We start from the raw sequence: 17,518 nt of genomic DNA, 5'->3' as shown, positions 1-17,518 counted from the left end.
GGCAGGAATAGCCAGAACCGCAAGGCAGAGAGATACGGGATCGGCGTAAAACAGGGTCGAGAAAATATGCAGGGCGCGGTCCGCAGGTTAAGTGAAAACGGACCGCATACCACCACGACCGTCAGATCATGGCGAGAGATACCTTGCGTTTCGGCGGAGGAAAAGCGCTGTCGAGCGTTTTGAGATCCTCATCCGTCAGGCTGATTTCCAGACTGGCGATATTCCCAGCCACATGCTTCGGAGAGCCGGCCTTCGGGATCGCCATGACATTCGGCCGCCGCAGAACCCAAGCCAGAGCAATCTGGGCCGTATCCGCCGGACCAAGAGACGTCTCATGCCGCGACGCCACTTCCTTGAGCGCCGGATGATCCAGAAGCTCGCCCCCCTGTCCCAGTGGTGAATAGGCCATCGTCACGGTTTCGGACTTCAGGTCATGTTCCAGAAGATCAAATTCGGTCCCGCGATGTTCCAGATTATAGAGCACCTGGTTCACCAGACAGTTGCCCGACAGGTTCTCGATTTCCTCCATGTCATCGACATCGAAGTTCGAGACGCCCCATCCGCGGATCAGCCCATCATCCTTCAGATCCTCGAACGCCCGGATCGTCTCTTCCAGCGGCGTACCCCCGCGCCAGTGCAGCAGATAAAGATCCAGCCAGTCCGTATCGAGATGCTTCAGCGAACGCCGGCATGCCTTGTGCACACCGTCATAGGACGCATTTGACGGCATAACCTTGCTAACGAGATAAACGTCATCACGCACATCCGCGATGGCCTCGCCCACCAGCTTTTCCGACCGGCCATTGCCGTACATCTCGGCCGTATCAATAACCCGCAGACCGGCCTCAAGCCCCTTGCGTAGGCTCTCGACCTCATCCGTATGCCGGGCCGCACTGTCGCCGACATTCCAGGTTCCCATTCCAAGCGCGGGAACCGTAACACCATTCCTGAGTGTGACTGTCTTCATGACTGTTTCCTGTCTGTGTCTTTAGACAACGACAGGATCAGCCGGCTGTTCCCTCGAAACTTCAGTCTGCACCGTCGTATCCGTTCCCGGCGCCGCACCATTGACCGCCAGAAGATCCCGCAATTTCCGCACGATGGGGAAGACCTCGACGTTGTGATCGCCGCCGAGTTCGCGCCAGGCGTTCTGCTCCAGCTCCATGATTTCGCGGTCTTCTTCAAAAATCCGGTGCGTGAAGATACCCAGCGCCGGCCAGATCAAATCAATCAGGAACGGCGTCTTCGGCCGTAGCACCGACAGCAGACCGAAAGTCTGGGTGCTCATCCCGTCCGCCGTGTTCGGAACATAGACGCTGAATAGTTCCATGATCAGATCGCCGTCCTTGTCGTGGATTTTCAGGCTCTGATACGGATAAGTCGTGCGGATGCTGACGATTTCCTCGACCGGCTGCTCCCGGTTCGGATCATCATGATGCTTGCCGAAAATCAGGCGTTCCGCCAGCGGCTGCTGATTTCCCGTTCGCGCGAAACTGTAACGCGCCTCGATGAAGTTCTCGCCCGCGTCCTGCCCCAGAAAACGCGCCTTGATCTGCCCCATCTGACGGCGGTGCAGGAACTGATGGTTCATGTCCATCAGGTTCTCATGCAGGAACGTATAGTGGCACTTCACGACCGGACTGAAATGCCGTGTCTTAAACGCCGGATTGTCCACCTGAGCCAGAGGCGGCAACGGCATGCTCTCCGCCTTGCTCGCATCGCCGGGGAAAACGAAGATCATCCCGCCTGCCTCACGACAGGGATACGTCTTCACACCATTGGGTAGCTTGCCCTTGCCCAGATACGGCACATCGATGCAGCGTCCCGAGCGGCCATAGGCCCAGCCATGATAGCAGCACTGCACTGCCTCTCCACTGACCTTGCCGAGGCTGAGCGGAACCTGACGGTGCGCGCAGCGGTCTTCGAGTGCGAAAACGCTTCCCTCTTCGGGCCGCACCAGTGCAATGGGAAAGCGCCCGAACCGTCGCCCGATCGTCTTACCGCGCTTGAGATCCTTCGACCAGGCCAGCGGATACCAGAAGTCGGGATTGATATCGACGCGACGAAGGTCAGTTTTCGGAGATGCGGGGGAAGAAGTCATGGGGTCTGGCACAGTCGGGCGTCCTCTCCAGTGTAATGAACGGCACCCCGGTTACGGAGCGTCTTCCATCAATGGTTTCAGACACAATTTGAAACCTTACCCCGCCTTTTTCCAGCCCCGCTCTTCCTGTTTCCAGTACACGAGATTGTGACCGGAAGATTTCATTGCGACCCAGCGTTCTCTTGCCCGCTGGACCGATTGCGGATTTCCACCATCGAACAGATCGAAAATCCGGGTAAATGGCGCGAATTCATCGCTCCCCGCGCCATCCACGCGGAGCAGGAACCGCGCCTCGTTCGGCACATCTTCCCCGTCGGTGAGCCAGATCGGCTGCCGGGCCGCATGACCGCTCTTTGCGGTGCCATGCGGCAGCCAGACCGGATCCCGGCACGCCCACAGCGCCGTATCCAGCGCCATGACCGCAGCCGCATCCGGGCAGCGCACAACCGCACGTTCCCCGGCATCCAGCGTCCGACCCAGCAGGGCCGGAAGCGCCTGCTCAAGCGGCGTGCGCGTCAGATGATAGAACCCGACATCCACGGTGTTATCCCGCTCCTCAGGCGCTGGCTTCGTGGGCCTTCACGAAGCAGTCCAGCAGACGCACGCCGAAGCCCGTCGCACCCTTCGGTGCAATAGCGGACGCCTTGGTCTTCCAGGTCGTTCCCGCAATATCGAGATGCGCCCAGTCCGTATCGCCCACAAAGCGCTTGAGGAACTCTGCCGCCAGGATCGCACTGCCCGGACGACCGCCAATGTTCTTCATATCCGCGATATCGGAATCAATCTGGCGATTATAGGCCTCGCCCATCGGCATCCGCCACAGACCTTCACCGACCTGCGCCCCAGCCTCCGACAGCCCCTTGGCCAGCGCATCGCTGTTGCTGAACAGACCAGCATTTTCGTAGCCAAGGCTGACCACGATCGCACCCGTCAGCGTCGCCAGATTGACCATCAGCTTCGGGCTGAAGCGCTTCCGCGTATAGGACAGCACATCCGCCAGAACGAGGCGTCCCTCTGCGTCGGTGTTCAGCACCTCGATCGTCTGACCGTCATAGGCCCGCACGATATCGCCTGGACGCTGCGCCCCACCGGACACCATGTTCTCGACAAGACCGACCACACCGATCGCATTGACCGGCGCCTTGCGACGGGCCAGCGCGCTCATAAGACCAATCACGGTCGCAGCACCGCCCATATCCGTCTTCATCTCGTCCATGCCAGCCGCAGGCTTGATGGAAATGCCACCACTGTCGAAGGTCACACCCTTGCCGATGAAGGCCAGAGGCGCCTCACTGCCACCGCCGTTATGACGGACGATCACCGTGCGCGGCTTGTGGACACTGCCCTGCGCCACGCCCAGAAGCGCGCCAAACCCCAGCTCCGTCATGGCCTTTTCGTCGAGAACTTCAACCGTCAGACCAAGCTCACGCAGTTCTTCGATACGCTGCGTAAAGGTCTGAGGATAAAGCACATTCGGCGGCTCGCTCACGAGATCCCGCGTCAGGATCACACCCTGCGAGACCGCATCCAGAGCCGTCCAGCGCGTCTTTGCTGCCGTAACATCGGAAACCGCAACATGCAGCGTGTTCAGAACCGGATGGCTGTCGGACTTTTTCGTGCGGTACACGTCAAAATCATACGACGCCAGACGCGTGCCCAGAGCCGCTTCCGGAGCAAACTGCTCCAGCCCTTCGGAAAGCGCCAGAACCGCACTCTCAACACCATCCAGCAGACGAACCGCCCGACCGGCAGCATTTTCGACGGCCACGGCATCCACAGCAGCCCCGCCCTTCGGCTTCACACCGGCGAGCACGACCTGCGACAGCCCTTCGGCCGGCGCCGGGAGCACCACGCTCTGCCCGGCCTCGCCCTTGAATCCCTTCAGCGCGACAGCGCGCGAAACCGCTCCCGCAGAAGCCTTGTCCAGCGCCGAGAAAATCTCACCAGAGGCCGCATCGCACAACAGAACGACAGCCTTGGGCGCATCCGCAGAAAAGGCTGGAAGGGAATCGAAAATCACTGAAAGCATGATGGTCCTGTCGTCTGGAACATGAAGTCGTTGTCACCGTTATCGGGAACACCAACCGCCCATACAAGCCCTCTGCACGTCCGGCCTGAAGAAAGACCACTCCATGCGTCGCGCTCTTGTGAAGATCCTGCTCTGCTCCGGCCTGACTTTCGGAACCACACAGGGACGCGCTGCTGCGGCCAGTGCAGAGATTACCGATATCCAGCCCATCGTGATCGACAACCGCCCCGTCACACTTCATCCGGCAGGCTTCCCTGACGTAACCATCACGCCGCTATGGCGCGAAAACGGCAATGCATGGGGCTACATGCTATATGCCGTCAGCACCCGCGATACAGAACAACCCGACCGCACAAGCCTCGTGGATACGGAAGACCCGGATAATGGCGGTCAACTTCTCGATATGTTGCGCGACATTCCGCATACCGGCGAAGATGCCATCCAGACCATTCATTTTGCCTCCGGCCGGGCCAACGGAAAGCCAGCCTTTCTGCTGTTCGTAACCACCCGCGACACCGGCGCCCATCCCGTCCCACAGCCCAGCCCGGCGCATATCCGGATCTATCAGTTGACGCGCGGGGACGGGGAACCTGGCACCACACCCTTCTATTTCGCACTCAGGACCACGCTCGCATCCCCGGTTACAACCTGCCACGCGGACATCGCGCTGAGTGCCGCAACAAAGATCCCGTTTGCAAAATGGAACGGCCATGATGCGCCCGTACCGACCTGCCCGTGGTGACACCTGCCTTCATCAGCACATGACGCAAAAAGCATCTTGGAGTAGTCTGGGGAAATGACATCTGCCCCCCCATCACCGTCCGCGCGGACGATGACCGCGCCCTTCTGGCCCTGGCCTTCCGGCTCGCATCCGAAGCCTCGGACATCATCAATGCCATCCGCGCCCGAGGGTTCAAAACAGACATCAAGACCGATGCCTCCCCCGTCACGGAAGCGGACCATGCTTCCGAGCGGCACATTCTGTCCGGCCTGCGCGCAGCCTGCCCGTCCATTCCCGCCATTGGCGAGGAAGAAATGTCGGCTGGAATCCGGGTCAATGCAGAAGACGCCTACTGGTTGGTCGATCCGCTCGACGGCACCCGCGGCTTTGCCACAGGGGGAAAGATTTCACCGTCAATATCGGTCTCGTCCGACACGCCCGCCCGGTTCTGGGCGTCGTGGCCCTTCCCGGCTACGGCCTGATCTATAGCGGCGGACAAGGCCTTGGCGCCCACCGTTCGGACGGAACCCACAGCACACCGATCCGGACCGCTACCCCCTCAGCCGAGGGTCTGCGCGTTCTGGCGTCCAGCCACCATGGCAATCCGGAACTGCTGGAGCGCTGGCTCGCAGGACGGAAAGTCGCCTCCGTGGAAAAGCTGTCCTCCTCGGTCAAGTTCATGCGGGTCGCCGAAGGCGCTGCCGATTTCTATCCCCGTTTCGGACCCACCATGGAATGGGATACGGCCGCCCCCCAGGCCATTCTGGAAGCCGCAGGCGGCGCCCTTCTGGACGAGCACGGAAAACCCCTGCGCTACGGCAAGCCGGACCGGCTGAATTCATCTTTCTACTGCACCGGAGGCGCATCTTGAGCGACACGCCGCATACCGAACGTCTGACAGCCACACCCGAAGGGATCCGTCGCGCGGCTGAACTTCTGAAAGCCGGCAAGCTCGTCGCGTTCGGAACCGAAACCGTCTACGGCCTGGGTGCCATCGCCTCGTCCGATACGGCTGTCGCAAAAATCTTCGCCGCCAAGGGACGCCCGCGCTTCAACCCGCTCATCAGCCATCTGCCCGATGCTGAAAGCGCTTTCGCACAGGCTTCGCTCAGCGGCAGAATGCAAGACATCGCACATGCCTTGGCCGACCGCTTCTGGCCCGGCCCGCTGACGATGGTGCTCCCCCGTTCTCCGGACTCGACCGTCTCCGACCTTGCCGCCGCCGGCCTGTCTACGCTGGCGCTACGTGTTCCGCGCGGCAAGACGGCTCTGGCCCTGCTGCGCGAAGTCGGCGCGCCCGTGGCCGCCCCGTCCGCAAACGTCTCGGGCACTGTCAGCCCATCCGATGCCTTCCACGTCCTGCGCTCACTCGATGGCCGGATCGACGCGGTTCTGGATTCCGGCCCGTGCTCCATTGGCGTGGAAAGCACCGTGCTCGACCTCACCCGCGAAGTGCCCGTCCTCCTGCGTCCGGGCGGCGTGACGCTCGAAGAATTGACCGCTCTTTGCGGCCCCATCCGCCACCCGGATGATTTTTCCGAAATCGCCCCGGCCTCGCCCGGTCGCCTGGCCTCGCATTATGCCCCAAGCTTGCCGGTCAGACTGGACGCGACCTCCATCGCCTCCGATGAAGCCCAGCTCGCTTTTGGCAAACCCCTGCCCGGCGCCGGCCTGACCTGGAACCTGAGCGAAAGCGGCGATCTTGAAGAAGCCGCGGCCCGCCTCTTTGCCGGACTGCGCTTTCTGGATGCGGAAGGAACCCGCCGCGGCCTGAAAACCATCGCTGCCCAGCCGATCCCGCGCCATGGGCTTGGCCTCGCCATCCGTGACCGTCTTCGCCGTGCCGCCGAACCGCGCACGGATGCTGCGACGCTCTCCTGAACATGGCCCGCGCTCCAGACCCCAGGGAAATCAAGATCCTGTCCGATATCCTGGCCCTGGTGCTGGACGAACAGCCCGGTCATGCCGCCACGGCGCTGGAACGGATCCGCCAGATGGCCCGACGCGATGACGTTACGGGCGGCGCGCTGAAAAACCTGTTCATGACCCGCATCGGAACAGCGCCGCACAAAGACACGTCTAACCGGGAGCAGGGCCTGCGGGAGCAAATTTCCACGCTGGAGCGCCGCCTCAGACAGAGCGAAGCAGACACCCGCACCGCCCAGTTACGTCTGGGCCGATGCCAGATGGATGTGGGAATGCTTCAGATGGAGATGGCAACCGTGCGAACACAGAAACCCTGGCGTTATCTTGCGCTCGTCTTTGCGGTTGGTGCGGGACTTCTGGTGGGTATTGCCGCAACAGAACTCTATCACAGCCTGACACCCACAAGGCCGCCCATCGACCGGGCCTCCTATCTGCGATAGAAACTGTTTCGTTTTTTCGCCTTCCTCCCGCCACGCGCTAGGGATAGATGAAGGGCCATGGCCTCATCCTCCGGTACTTCCGGGCGGCAGATCCTGCCTCTGCTCGACCGCTATATTCTTCGTCAGCTCCTCATCGCCCTGCTGGCGCTGACAGGAGGCGCGACGGCACTGATCTGGCTGACCCAGTCGCTGCATTTCGTCTCGATGGTGGTCCAGCACGGCCTTTCGCTGCGGGTTTTCATCCAGCTCACCTCGCTGATGCTGCCCTCTTTCGTCGCCGTCATCCTGCCCATCACGACCTTTCTGGTCGTGCTCTTCACCTATCAGCGGATGGTCGGCGACCGGGAACTCACGGTCATGCGCGCTGCCGGCCGCTCACCGCTGGAGCTCGCCCGCCCCGGCCTGCTCTGCGCGGGCTTCTCCGTGATCCTGTGCTACATCCTGACCCTGTGGCTCGCGCCGGTCTCCTATCATGCGTTCCACCGTTACGAGTTCCAGATCCGGAACCGCATGGCCGCCTTCCTGCTTCAGGACGGCGTTTTCACCAGTCTTTCCAGCGATATGACGGTCTATGTGCGGGGCCGGACCAGTGACGGCCAGTTGCACGGTGTGCTGGTCGAGGATGACCGTGATCCCGATTCCCATACGACAGTCCTGGCGGAGCGCGGCACCATGGTCGTGGTCAATGACCAGCCCCGCGTCGTCCTGTATGATGGGTCACGTGAAGAAATCGATCGTCACACCGGCCGGCTGAACGTTCTGACCTTCGGACGCAACACGATCGACCTCACCTCGTCGCGCCGGAACAACCATGAAGACCGGGACCCGGACGAGATGTCGCTCCACGAACTGTTCCACCCCGATCCCCATGAAGTCTCCGAACGGGACCGGGGCAAGAACATCGTCGTGGCATGGCGTCGGCTCACCTCGCCACTGACAGCCCTTTCCTTTGCGATGATCGGTCTCGTAACCGTGCTGCGGGGAGCTTTCTCGCGACATGGCAACATCACCCGTCCCCTCACGGCCATCCTGACGGTCGTGGGCCTGCTGGCCATCTCACTCATGCTCCAGAACCTCGCCGGACGACATCTCATTCTGGTCCCGCTGATCTGGATTGAAGCCATCCTGCCCGCCGTGGTCTGCGCGGTGCTCCTGTTCCTCGAACAGTGGACCGGGAACGTGCGGGAACCTGCCTCTGCCCAGAATTCCGCGGAGGCCGCCCGATGAGGGCTGCATCCACCTTCCGCCCGGGGCCGTGGCTGACCTCCCTGTTCCAGGTCTTCAGGACCCGCGACGATCACGCCGGATTCTCCACGACACTCGCGATCTACATCGCACGCCAGTTCATGCTCAGCACGTTGTCCATGGTGCTTGCGCTGACCGGGCTGGTGTCGCTGTTCGACTTCATCGACCTGCTGCGCCGTGCGGCCACGCGTCCCAATGTTCCGGCCAGCCTCGTCGTCAAGATCGCGGCGCTGCATGTCCCGTATTACGTCATCTACGTCCTGCCCTTCGGCATCCTGCTGGGCGGGATCGTCTGTTTCTCACGCCTGACGCGCTCGTCCGAACTGATCGTGGCACGCGCCGCCGGCATTTCCGCCTGGCAGTTCCTCGCCAGCCCCCTGGCCTGTGCGCTGCTGACCGGCCTGCTGACAACGACCGGCATTTCCGCCCTGTCCTCAGACATGTTCCGCAGCGCCGAAATGCTGGACCAGACCTATCTGCGCACCGGTGGTGGCCCCCTGACCCTGAATGGCGGCGCGCTCTGGCTCAGACAGGCCGATGACGGGCTGGTGCCTCATGGCGTTGCCATCCTGCATGCCCAGGACGTCCATCTTGTCAGCGGCGAACTCAAGGTTTCGGGTGTCTCGATCTTCCGTCTTGATGACCACGACCGCCTGATCGTCCGCGTCGAGGCGCCCAGCGGCGCGCTTGGCAATCATCAGTGGATCCTTCACGGAACGTCCCTGCTGCATCCGGATCACCTGCCCCAGCAGATCGGCGACATGACCCTGCCATCCGATCTCACCGTCGGCCGCGTTCAGGAAAGTTTCGCATCGCCGGATACCCTCTCCGTCTTCGCGCTTCCGGGGTTCATCAACCTGCTGGAACGCTCCGGTTTTCCCTCAATCCGGCACAGACTTCATTTCCAGTCGCTACTGGCCCTTCCCATTCTGGCCGGGACCATGGCATTGGTATCCGCAGGCTTCTCGATGCGTCCGACACGGCGCGGCGGTGTGGCCCGGATGCTGGGATCGGGAATCGCCGCAGGCTTTGCGCTGTTCACCATCTCGAAAGTGGCCGAACAGTTTGGTGAATCCGGCGCCCTGCCGCCGGTTCTTGCCGCATGGGCGCCGACAGGTGCGGGGCTCTGCCTCGCGGTGGCCCTTTTGCTGCACATGGAGGATGGTTGATGACGGTGCCCCTGTGGCTCCCAACACGCGCCCGCAGACGCGCTTCGTTCGTCGGGGCCACGCTGATGGCTGGAACCGCGCTCGTGGCGCCGCAGAAGATGTCTGCCAATACGATGCAGCGCGACAACTCCCATGTCATCGTCATCGGCAAGCCAACGTCCCAGACTGATCCCCTGACCTATCTTGCGGATAGCGAAAGCTACGCCAAGAACGGCCTGATCACATGGGATGGCAATGTCCGTGTCTGGCAGGGCGATCACGCCATGCGCGCCGACCGCGTGACCTATGACCGCAACACCGGCATCCTGTCGGCCAAGGGTCATGTCGCCGTCGTCGAACCTGACGGCAGCACAACCTATGCCGATTATGTCGAGTTCAGCCATGGCATGCATGACGGTATCGGCAGCGGCATCTACATCCGCATGGAAGATAACGCCAAGCTTGCCGGCAACGGCATGCGCCGCACGAACGGACTTCTCAATGACCTCACGCATGCCGTCTACACGGCCTGCAAGATCTGCGAGAAAAATCCGGACCTGCCCCCTTTCTGGCAGTTCCAGGCCTTCGATGCGACGCAGGACGTACAGCACAAGCGGCTTGAGTTCGACCATGCCTGGCTGAAAATGCTCGGCCTGCCGGTTTTCTATTTCCCGTTCTTCTCCATGACCGATCCGTCCGTCAAACGGCAGAGCGGCTTCCTGATGCCCGGCATCAGCCCGCATGACCGTTATCTCGGCACCTATTTCACGCTTCCCTATTTCTGGGCCATCGACGAGCAGCAGGACCTGACCGTCCGCGGCCTCGTCTCGACCAAAACCGGCCCCGAACTGACGGCGCAGTACCGCAACCGCCTCAATTTCGGATCAGTCGACGTCACGGGCGGCATTGCCTACGACACGCATGACGAAAGCCGTTACACGAACACGTTCGGCAACAACGTCGGCGCCTCCAGTGAATACGGTGTGCAGGGTTATGTGTTCGGTCGCGCCAACTTCGCCGTCGACCGCAACTGGCAGGCCGGCGCCAACATCAACGTCGCCAGTTCCGCCAACTACATGCGTGATTACCGTGTTCCCGGCTACGGTCAGGAAATGCTGAATTCCAACGTCTTCCTCGAAGGCTACGGCATCGGCTCCTATCTGCGTTTTGACGGACAGGCCTATCAAGGCCTGAACCAGGGGACCATCCGCAACGCGGACCTTCCCTGGGCCCTTCCGCGACTGACTTATGCCTATCAGGGGCAGCCTGACATGTTCGGCGGCCGCCTCAGCGTTCAGACGACAAACTTCAACCTGTACCGAAAGAACGGCATCAACGATCAGCGTGGCGAAGTGGCCGCCCAGTGGGACCGCCCGTTCCACAACAAGCTTGGCCAGCAGTTCCTGCTGACGGCACGGCTTGATTCGATGATCTATCACGCCACCCAGGCCTATCAGCAGCCAACCTATTACACGGGTGCGGGCGGCAACCATGTTGTCGGACAGGTCCAGCCAACCATTGCCCTGCGCATGAACTGGCCGTTCCTGCGCAGCTTCGCCAAGGGACACGGTTCGCAGATCCTCGAGCCGATCGCCCAGATCATCGCTTCTCCCAATACCGGCAATTCGCAGAACCGCCACCTGCCCAACGAAGACAGTCTGTCCTACGAATTCACGGATACGACGCTGTTCTCTCTCAACCGCTATCTCGGTACCGACCGTCTCGATGGCGGCATCCGTGCGAATGTGGGCATCCACCAGAACTGGTCCTGGAACGGCCACGCCATCGACATGCTCGTTGGCGAAAGCTTCCAGGAACATATCGACCACAACCGCCTGCCCTATTCCGGCCTCGACCATCACCTGTCGGATCCGGTGGGCCGTGTGCGCGTCAGTCCGAACCAGTATGTCGATGTCACGGCCCGCGGCCGTTTCAATCCCTGGACGCACCAGTTCGATTACGGTGAAGGTCTCATCAGCACGGGCGTTCCGATGTTCCGCCTGACAGGCGGCTATGTCTATGCGCCCGTGACGCCCTATTATTATTACGCGACGAACTTCCGCCAGTACGGTCCAAACGCGCCCTACATGGTCAAGACCAGCGAAGTGACAGGCGGTTTCTCAACGCACTGGCGCAATTACCATGCATCAGGTTTCTTCCGTCGCAGCCTGTCGCGGAAACAGTTCGTCGCAAATGGCGGGACGATCGGCTATTCCAATGACTGTTTCGGGCTGGATATCATGTATATCAAGCAATACACCCGTATTGGCGGCGAACAGCGTAACGAGACCATCCTGTTCAACTTTACGTTCAAGACGATCGGCACATTCGGAATCAACGGTTGAGCATGTCCAAGACCCATTGCACCGCATCAACGGCCCTGGCTGCCCTGCTCGCCTTCTCGGCAGTCATGCCGGCCATGGCCGCCCCCCATCATCACAAGACAGAGGCGAAGCCTGCAGCGGCCAAACCGGCAGCCGCTCCGGTCAAGCCGCCTGAGGACCAGATCCTGGCCGTCATCAACGGCCAGGTCCTGACCCAGCGTGACGTGGACAACCGCGCAAAGCTTTTCGTGCTTTCCACCGGCCTGCCCATCAGCCCGGAGATCATGAACCGCATGCGCAGCCAGATCATCCATCAGCTGATCGACGAGCGCCTGAAGACACAGGAAATCCTCAAGCGCCACATCAACGTGGAGCCTGACCAGATCGCCGGCGCCATCTCCAACATCGAACAGCGCAACGGCATGCCCAAACATGCCCTGCGTGACCGTCTCGCAACAGACGGCGTGTCCCTGACGACGCTGATCGACCAGATCCGCGTGCAGATCGGCTGGATGCAGGTCCTGCGTGAAAAGCTGGGCGAGGAAGGCCGGATCACCGCCACCCAGATCAGCCAGCGCGAGCAGGCCCTTCAGGCCGAGCAGGGCCGTGCCCAGTACTTCATGAGCGAGATTTTCGTTCCCGTGGCCGACCCGCGCCATGACGAGAACGAACTGGCCTTCACCAAGACCATCATTTCCCAGCTCCGCGAAGGCGCGCCCTTCCCGATCGTGGCGGCCCAGTTCTCGCAGGCCCAGTCAGCCCTTGATGGTGGCTCCATGGGCTGGGTGCAGGAAGACAGCCTCGATCCGCAGGTCGTCAGCATCGTCCGCCAGATGCCGATCGGCGCCATTTCCAACCCGATCCAGGTTGCGGGCGGCTTCGTCATCGCGACGGTTCAGGCCAAGCGCGTGGTTGGCAAGCAGATGGGAACCCTTCTCGACCTGCGGCAGGCCTTTTTCCCGTTCGATGCGCCGCTTAATCCGCAGAACCCGACCGACCAGCAGAAAATGGCGCTGCAACATGCCACGGCTGCTATCCAGAACACCCATAGCTGCCCGGAAATGGAAGCGCTCAACAAGTCTCTGGGTGAAAAGCGCCCCAGCAATCCTGGCGCACAGGTTCTCGAACGCCTGATGCCCCAGATGAAGGCCATCCTTGAGACGCTTCCGCCCAACAAGGTCAGCCGCCCGCTCGTCTCGATGGACGGCATTGCCCTGCTGATGATCTGTGACCGCCAGCAGAAGAACCTGGCCCAGCAGAGCCCGAGCGAAATTGCCGACCAGCTCATGAACGAACGCGTCGAGCAGGCCTCCCGCCAGCTTCAGCGTGACCTTCAGCGCCGTGCAATCATCGAGATGCGCCCCGCCGCCAAGGCCACCAACTGACGTGTCCCTTCCCTCACTGCGTGACACCATCCAGGCCCATGGTCTGGATGCAAAGAAATCCCTTGGCCAGCACTTCCTTCTCGATCCGGGCATCTGCGCCCGCATCGCGGCTCTGGGTGGAGACCTGACCGGTCGCAGCGTCGTCGAAATCGGCCCCGGTCCCGGCGGTCTGACCCGAGCCCTGCTGGACACACCCGCCAGCCGCGTCGATGTCGTGGAAATCGACGAACGCGCCTGGCCCCTGCTGGACGAACTGGCAACCTACTACCCGGACCGTCTGCACGTCGTCCGTCAGGATGCCCTGAAGCTGGACGCTGCCACTCTGGCTCCTGCCCCGCGTCAGATCATTGCGAACCTGCCCTATAACGTTGCTACGCCCCTGCTCGTGGGCTGGCTGCGTCAGGCATCCCAGTGGGAACGGCTGTCGCTGATGTTCCAGCTGGAAGTCGCCGAGCGCATCTGTGCCGCGCCGGGAAGCTCGGCTTACGGGCGCCTTGCCGTACTGGCCCAGTGGTGCGCTTCATGCTCGGTCGCCCTGCGCATCCCGCCGGCCGCCTTCTCGCCGCCGCCCAAGGTCCATTCCGCAGTCGCCGTCATCATCCCGCATGCCAAGCAGCCTTCTCCACAGCTGTTCCGCGCCATGGAGCAGGTCACAGCCGCTGCCTTCGGACAGCGCCGCAAGATGCTGCGTTCTTCGCTGAAATCCATCGGCGGCGAACGCCTGTTGGAACAGGCCGGCATCGAACCAACCCGCCGGGCCGAAACGCTCTCGGTCGCCGAGTTCGCACGGCTGGCGGAACTCAATCTCGCCAGCCGCTGAAGCCTCTTACGACTTCGCGCTTTCCCGTTCCCGCTCGAACATATAGTCCCGCGTGAACGGCACGGCGTCGATCGACCGGGTCAACTGAAGCTGGAAGTTCATGTGCCCCTGCACCCTGAACGCCAGCTCGGCCCCCACGAGATAGAACTCGAACATCCTGACAAACCGCTCGTCATAAAGCGCCAGGATCTTGTCCCGATTGGCATCGAAACGCTTGCGCCATTCCGCCAGCGTGCGCGCATAATGCAGACGCAGCACTTCGCAGTCCGTCATCCAGAGCCCCGAGCGTTCAATCGCCGCCAGCGTCTCGCTCAGCGCCGGTGAATAGCCACCCGGGAAAATATATTTCTGGATCCAGGGATTGGTCGTCCCCGGCCCGTCCATACGCCCGATGGAATGGATCAGCGCCACACCATCCGGCTTCAGACAGGCCTTCAGCTGTTTGAAAAAGGCCTCGAACTGCGGCGGCCCGACATGCTCGAACATGCCCACCGAAACAATCCGGTCAAACTGCTGGCGCAGATTGCGGTAGTCGATCAGCTCGAACCGCACCTGTCCTTCGAGCCCTTCATCCTTCGCCCGCTGACGTGCCACCTCAAGCTGCTCGCGTGACAGCGTGATGCCCAGCACCTTGGCGCCATAGTCCTTCGCCAGCGTCAGGGCCATGCCACCCCAGCCACAGCCGATATCCAGCACCTCAAGCCCCGGACGATCCAGATTGAGCTTGGAGGCAATATGCCGCTTCTTGGCGACCTGCGCCTCTTCCAGCGTCATGTCCTCGCGCGCGAAATAGGCGCAGGAATACTGCCGGTCCTTGTCCAGAAACAGGTCGTACAGCTTGCCGTTCAGATCATAGTGATGCGCGACATTGCTGCGGGATTTCTTGAGCGAATTGAGCGTCTTCCACGCCCGCGTCACATAACGCAGACGGTCCTCGATTTCTTCAAAGACATGCCCGTGCCCGTTGATGTTCTCCATCAGGACCGTCAGCAGCGTCTCAAGTGTACAGCCATCGGGAACGATGCTGCCCGCCATGTATTCCTCGCCGAACGCCAGACCCGAATTGATGATCAGGGCGCGCTCGGCCTGTTTGTTCAGCAGATGAAGTCCGGCTTCCAGCCCCGGTTTGCGTCCCCGATAGGTACGGACAACGCCATCGCTGAAGGTTACCCGCAGGCTTCCTGTCTGGATGAATTTCTTCAGGACAAAATCCAGAATTTGCTTCATGCCGATCTCCTGTATCCAATATCGGGAAAAAGCCCGAGCAGTGCTGGAGTTGTATCCTGCCAGTCAAACGGGCACAAAAAACCCGGCTCGGGATTACTCCCGGCCGGGTTTTCCTGGACAAGGTCAGCGGTATCAGCCTTCGGCTTCTTCCGATGCTTCGGCAGCAGCTTCTTCGGCGGCGTTCTCAGCCTGCAGTTCGCCAAGGATGTTCTCATCCTCGTCCTGCACGCCGATGGCTTCGCCACGAGCCTGACGCTCTGCTTCTTCAGCGGAACGGGCAACGTTGACCGTCAGCGGGATGGACACTTCCGGATGCAGCACGATGCGTGCTTCCGTCAGGCCAAGCTGCTTGATCGGATGTGCCAGGACAACCTGCTGACGCGAGATCGTCAGACCGGCTTCCGTAGCGGCAGCCGCGATGTCGCGGGTGCTGACGGAGCCGTACAGGCTTCCGCTGTCACCAGCCTGACGGATGATGACGACGGACAGCTCGTGCATGCGCTCGGCAAGACGCTCGGCCTCTTCACGCTTCTTGAGATTCTGGGCCTCAAGCTGTGCGCGCTCGGTCTCGAAACGCTTCTTGTTGGCAGCCGTGGCGCGCATGGCCTTGGCCTGGGGCAGCAGGAAGTTACGGGCATAACCCGGCTTCACGTGCACCAGGTCGCCCATCTGGCCGAGATGCTCGACCCGCTGCAGCAGGATCAGTGCGGTCTGGGACATGATGCTCTCCTCAGTTCACGACGTAGGGGAGCAGGGCGAGGAAACGGGCGCGCTTGATCGCCTGTGCCAGCTCACGCTGCTTCTTGGCCGAAACGGCCGTGATGCGGCTCGGCACGATCTTGCCACGCTCCGAAAGGAAGCGGCTCAGCAGACGCACGTCCTTGTAGTCGATCTTCGGCGCGTTCGGGCCGGAGAACGGGCAGGACTTGCGACGACGGTAGAACGGACGACGTGCGCCAACTGCCGTACGACGGGCAGCGGGGTTCACTTCGTTGACGTCGGGAGTGTTGGTCTCGGACATGTTTCTTACTCCGCTCCGGCCGTCTCACGAGCATCGTCCTGCTCGCCACGTGCACGATATTCCTCACGGTCTTCGCTGCTGCGACGGGGACCGCCACGGCCGCTCTCGAAACGACCGGCCGGCTTGGAGCCGCCACGGAAGTTGCCGCGATCGCCACGATCGTCGCTCTTGCGCGCCAGAACCGGAGACGGGTTCTCGTCGATCTCGTCAACGCGCAGCGTGAGGACGCGCAGCACGTCTTCGTTCAGGCCCAGCTGACGCTCCAGCTCGCGCAGCGTGTCGGGGGTGCAGTCAAGGCCCAGCAGGACGTAATGGCCCTTGCGGTTCTTCTTGATGCGGTATGCGAGCGAACGCAGGCCCCAGAACTCGCGCTTCTGGATGGAACCGCCGTTGTCCTTGAGCAGGGTTTCGATGGTCTCGACCAGGGTTTCCACCTGAGCCTGCGACACATCGTTACGTGCGATGAGCACGCTTTCATACAATGGCATGAATACTCCCTTCGGATGAGGTCAACCCGAAACTGGCTCCGGCCCATGCCGGAAACAGGGCCCATGTTTCAGGGCACGGGTATAGCCGGTGCGATGCCACATCGCCCGGCAGGGAAAGGCGGCATTAATCACACCATGCGTCTCAAGGCAAGTCCTGCCTCAGAGTCGCCTCAGTCTTTCCGGGACATATTCGTCCGGAACGTCCCAGATTTCGGACACCACGTTGCGGACCAGAAAACCCGCCCGCCGGTAATTCGGCAGCGCATGGGGATGGTCCAGCGTGCAGGTATTGACCCGCAGCCGCCAGCTTCCGGCATCAAAGGCCCGCGCCACCGCATGGTCCAGCAGCATACGCCCCAGACCACGCCCCATCGCCTGCGACAGCAGACCGAAATAGGCCAGATTGGCGTCTCCATCCCGCCTCAGGTCAAGTTCGTAGAACCCGACAGGGCTGCCCGAACTGTCCCGCAGAACCATGAAATGAACGGCGGGATCATGCAGGATATCCGCAAGATCCTGATCCGGCATTGAACGCCGCATCCACCAGCAATACTCCTGCCCCACCCCTGCATAAAGCGCGCGATAGAGCGGCACGGCATCTCTGCCGGTCATACGGGTCAGGAAAAACCCGTCCGGCAGGACG

General features: G+C 61.6%; 17 protein-coding genes and 1 pseudogene. 9 read left to right on the top strand and 9 right to left on the bottom strand.

Annotation, left to right across the window (positions count from 1 at the left end):
- Positions 1–121 precede the first annotated feature (121 nt).
- From ACJ2A4_RS12525 to ACJ2A4_RS12510, 4 genes are all read right to left on the bottom strand, one after another.
- Positions 122–967: an aldo/keto reductase gene (locus ACJ2A4_RS12525; protein ID WP_408873064.1), complete on the bottom strand. Its 846-nt coding sequence runs from the start codon at positions 965–967 to the stop codon at positions 122–124.
- 21 nt (positions 968–988) lie between these two features.
- A complete protein-coding gene (locus tag ACJ2A4_RS12520) occupies positions 989–2,101 on the bottom strand; it encodes a Rieske 2Fe-2S domain-containing protein (protein WP_408873063.1) in 1,113 nt (370 codons plus the stop codon).
- 96 nt (positions 2,102–2,197) lie between these two features.
- Positions 2,198–2,641 (bottom strand): DNA polymerase III subunit chi, encoded by a 444-nt coding sequence (locus tag ACJ2A4_RS12515; protein ID WP_408873062.1) that lies wholly within the window; start codon positions 2,639–2,641, stop codon positions 2,198–2,200.
- A gap of 16 nt (positions 2,642–2,657) precedes the next feature.
- The gene (locus ACJ2A4_RS12510; protein ID WP_408873061.1) at positions 2,658–4,130 is read right to left on the bottom strand and encodes a leucyl aminopeptidase; all 1,473 of its coding nucleotides are present in this window, start codon (positions 4,128–4,130) and stop codon (positions 2,658–2,660) included.
- Positions 4,131–4,233: 103 nt separating this feature from the next.
- On the opposite strand from ACJ2A4_RS12510, the gene ACJ2A4_RS12505 reads away from it, so the two are divergent.
- The 9 genes and pseudogenes from ACJ2A4_RS12505 to rsmA all read left to right on the top strand — a co-directional run bounded on the left by ACJ2A4_RS12505 (position 4,234) and on the right by rsmA (position 14,139).
- The gene (locus ACJ2A4_RS12505) at positions 4,234–4,872 is read left to right on the top strand and encodes a hypothetical protein (RefSeq protein WP_408873060.1); all 639 of its coding nucleotides are present in this window, start codon (positions 4,234–4,236) and stop codon (positions 4,870–4,872) included.
- A gap of 54 nt (positions 4,873–4,926) precedes the next feature.
- Positions 4,927–5,722, top strand: a pseudogene (locus ACJ2A4_RS12500) (3'(2'),5'-bisphosphate nucleotidase CysQ).
- Positions 5,719–6,732 carry an L-threonylcarbamoyladenylate synthase gene (locus tag ACJ2A4_RS12495; RefSeq protein WP_408873059.1) on the top strand — a complete coding sequence of 338 codons (1,014 nt, stop codon included), beginning with the start codon at positions 5,719–5,721 and terminating at the stop codon, positions 6,730–6,732. Before ACJ2A4_RS12500 ends, ACJ2A4_RS12495 begins: the two are co-directional and overlap by 4 nt.
- A gap of 2 nt (positions 6,733–6,734) precedes the next feature.
- The gene (locus ACJ2A4_RS12490) at positions 6,735–7,217 is read left to right on the top strand and encodes a hypothetical protein (RefSeq protein WP_408873058.1); all 483 of its coding nucleotides are present in this window, start codon (positions 6,735–6,737) and stop codon (positions 7,215–7,217) included.
- Between the two features lie 57 nt (positions 7,218–7,274).
- The gene (gene lptF, locus ACJ2A4_RS12485) at positions 7,275–8,444 is read left to right on the top strand and encodes an LPS export ABC transporter permease LptF (protein WP_408873057.1); all 1,170 of its coding nucleotides are present in this window, start codon (positions 7,275–7,277) and stop codon (positions 8,442–8,444) included.
- Positions 8,441–9,631 carry an LPS export ABC transporter permease LptG gene (gene lptG / locus ACJ2A4_RS12480; RefSeq protein ID WP_194259051.1) on the top strand — a complete coding sequence of 397 codons (1,191 nt, stop codon included), beginning with the start codon at positions 8,441–8,443 and terminating at the stop codon, positions 9,629–9,631. Before lptF ends, lptG begins: the two co-directional genes overlap by 4 nt.
- Positions 9,631–11,955 (top strand): LPS-assembly protein LptD, encoded by a 2,325-nt coding sequence (locus tag ACJ2A4_RS12475; protein WP_408873056.1) that lies wholly within the window; start codon positions 9,631–9,633, stop codon positions 11,953–11,955. Before lptG ends, ACJ2A4_RS12475 begins: the two co-directional genes overlap by 1 nt.
- A 2-nt stretch (positions 11,956–11,957) precedes the next feature.
- A complete protein-coding gene (locus ACJ2A4_RS12470; protein WP_408873055.1) occupies positions 11,958–13,319 on the top strand; it encodes a peptidylprolyl isomerase in 1,362 nt (453 codons plus the stop codon).
- 1 nt (position 13,320) lies between these two features.
- On the top strand, positions 13,321–14,139 hold the full coding sequence (gene rsmA, locus ACJ2A4_RS12465) for a 16S rRNA (adenine(1518)-N(6)/adenine(1519)-N(6))-dimethyltransferase RsmA (protein ID WP_408873054.1): 819 nt from the start codon (positions 13,321–13,323) through the stop codon (positions 14,137–14,139).
- A gap of 6 nt (positions 14,140–14,145) precedes the next feature.
- On the opposite strand, the gene ACJ2A4_RS12460 is transcribed toward rsmA, so the two are convergent.
- From ACJ2A4_RS12460 to ACJ2A4_RS12440, 5 genes are all read right to left on the bottom strand, one after another.
- A complete protein-coding gene (locus tag ACJ2A4_RS12460) occupies positions 14,146–15,366 on the bottom strand; it encodes a cyclopropane-fatty-acyl-phospholipid synthase family protein (protein ID WP_194259048.1) in 1,221 nt (406 codons plus the stop codon).
- Positions 15,367–15,498: 132 nt separating this feature from the next.
- Positions 15,499–16,086, bottom strand: coding sequence for a 50S ribosomal protein L9 (rplI, locus tag ACJ2A4_RS12455; RefSeq protein WP_408873053.1), 588 nt, complete (start codon positions 16,084–16,086; stop codon positions 15,499–15,501).
- 10 nt (positions 16,087–16,096) lie between these two features.
- A complete protein-coding gene (gene rpsR, locus ACJ2A4_RS12450; protein WP_062509557.1) occupies positions 16,097–16,387 on the bottom strand; it encodes a 30S ribosomal protein S18 in 291 nt (96 codons plus the stop codon).
- Positions 16,388–16,392: 5 nt separating this feature from the next.
- Complete coding sequence (rpsF, locus tag ACJ2A4_RS12445; protein ID WP_041110770.1) at positions 16,393–16,875, bottom strand: 30S ribosomal protein S6; 483 nt, start codon at positions 16,873–16,875, stop codon at positions 16,393–16,395.
- Positions 16,876–17,034: 159 nt separating this feature from the next.
- Complete coding sequence (locus ACJ2A4_RS12440) at positions 17,035–17,487, bottom strand: GNAT family N-acetyltransferase (RefSeq protein WP_408873052.1); 453 nt, start codon at positions 17,485–17,487, stop codon at positions 17,035–17,037.
- Positions 17,488–17,518: the final 31 nt, after the last annotated feature.

The organism is Gluconobacter roseus, assembly GCF_046058915.1.
GTDB classification, from domain to species: domain Bacteria; phylum Pseudomonadota; class Alphaproteobacteria; order Acetobacterales; family Acetobacteraceae; genus Gluconobacter; species Gluconobacter roseus_A.
This window is presented reverse-complemented; position numbering and strand designations above follow the sequence as displayed.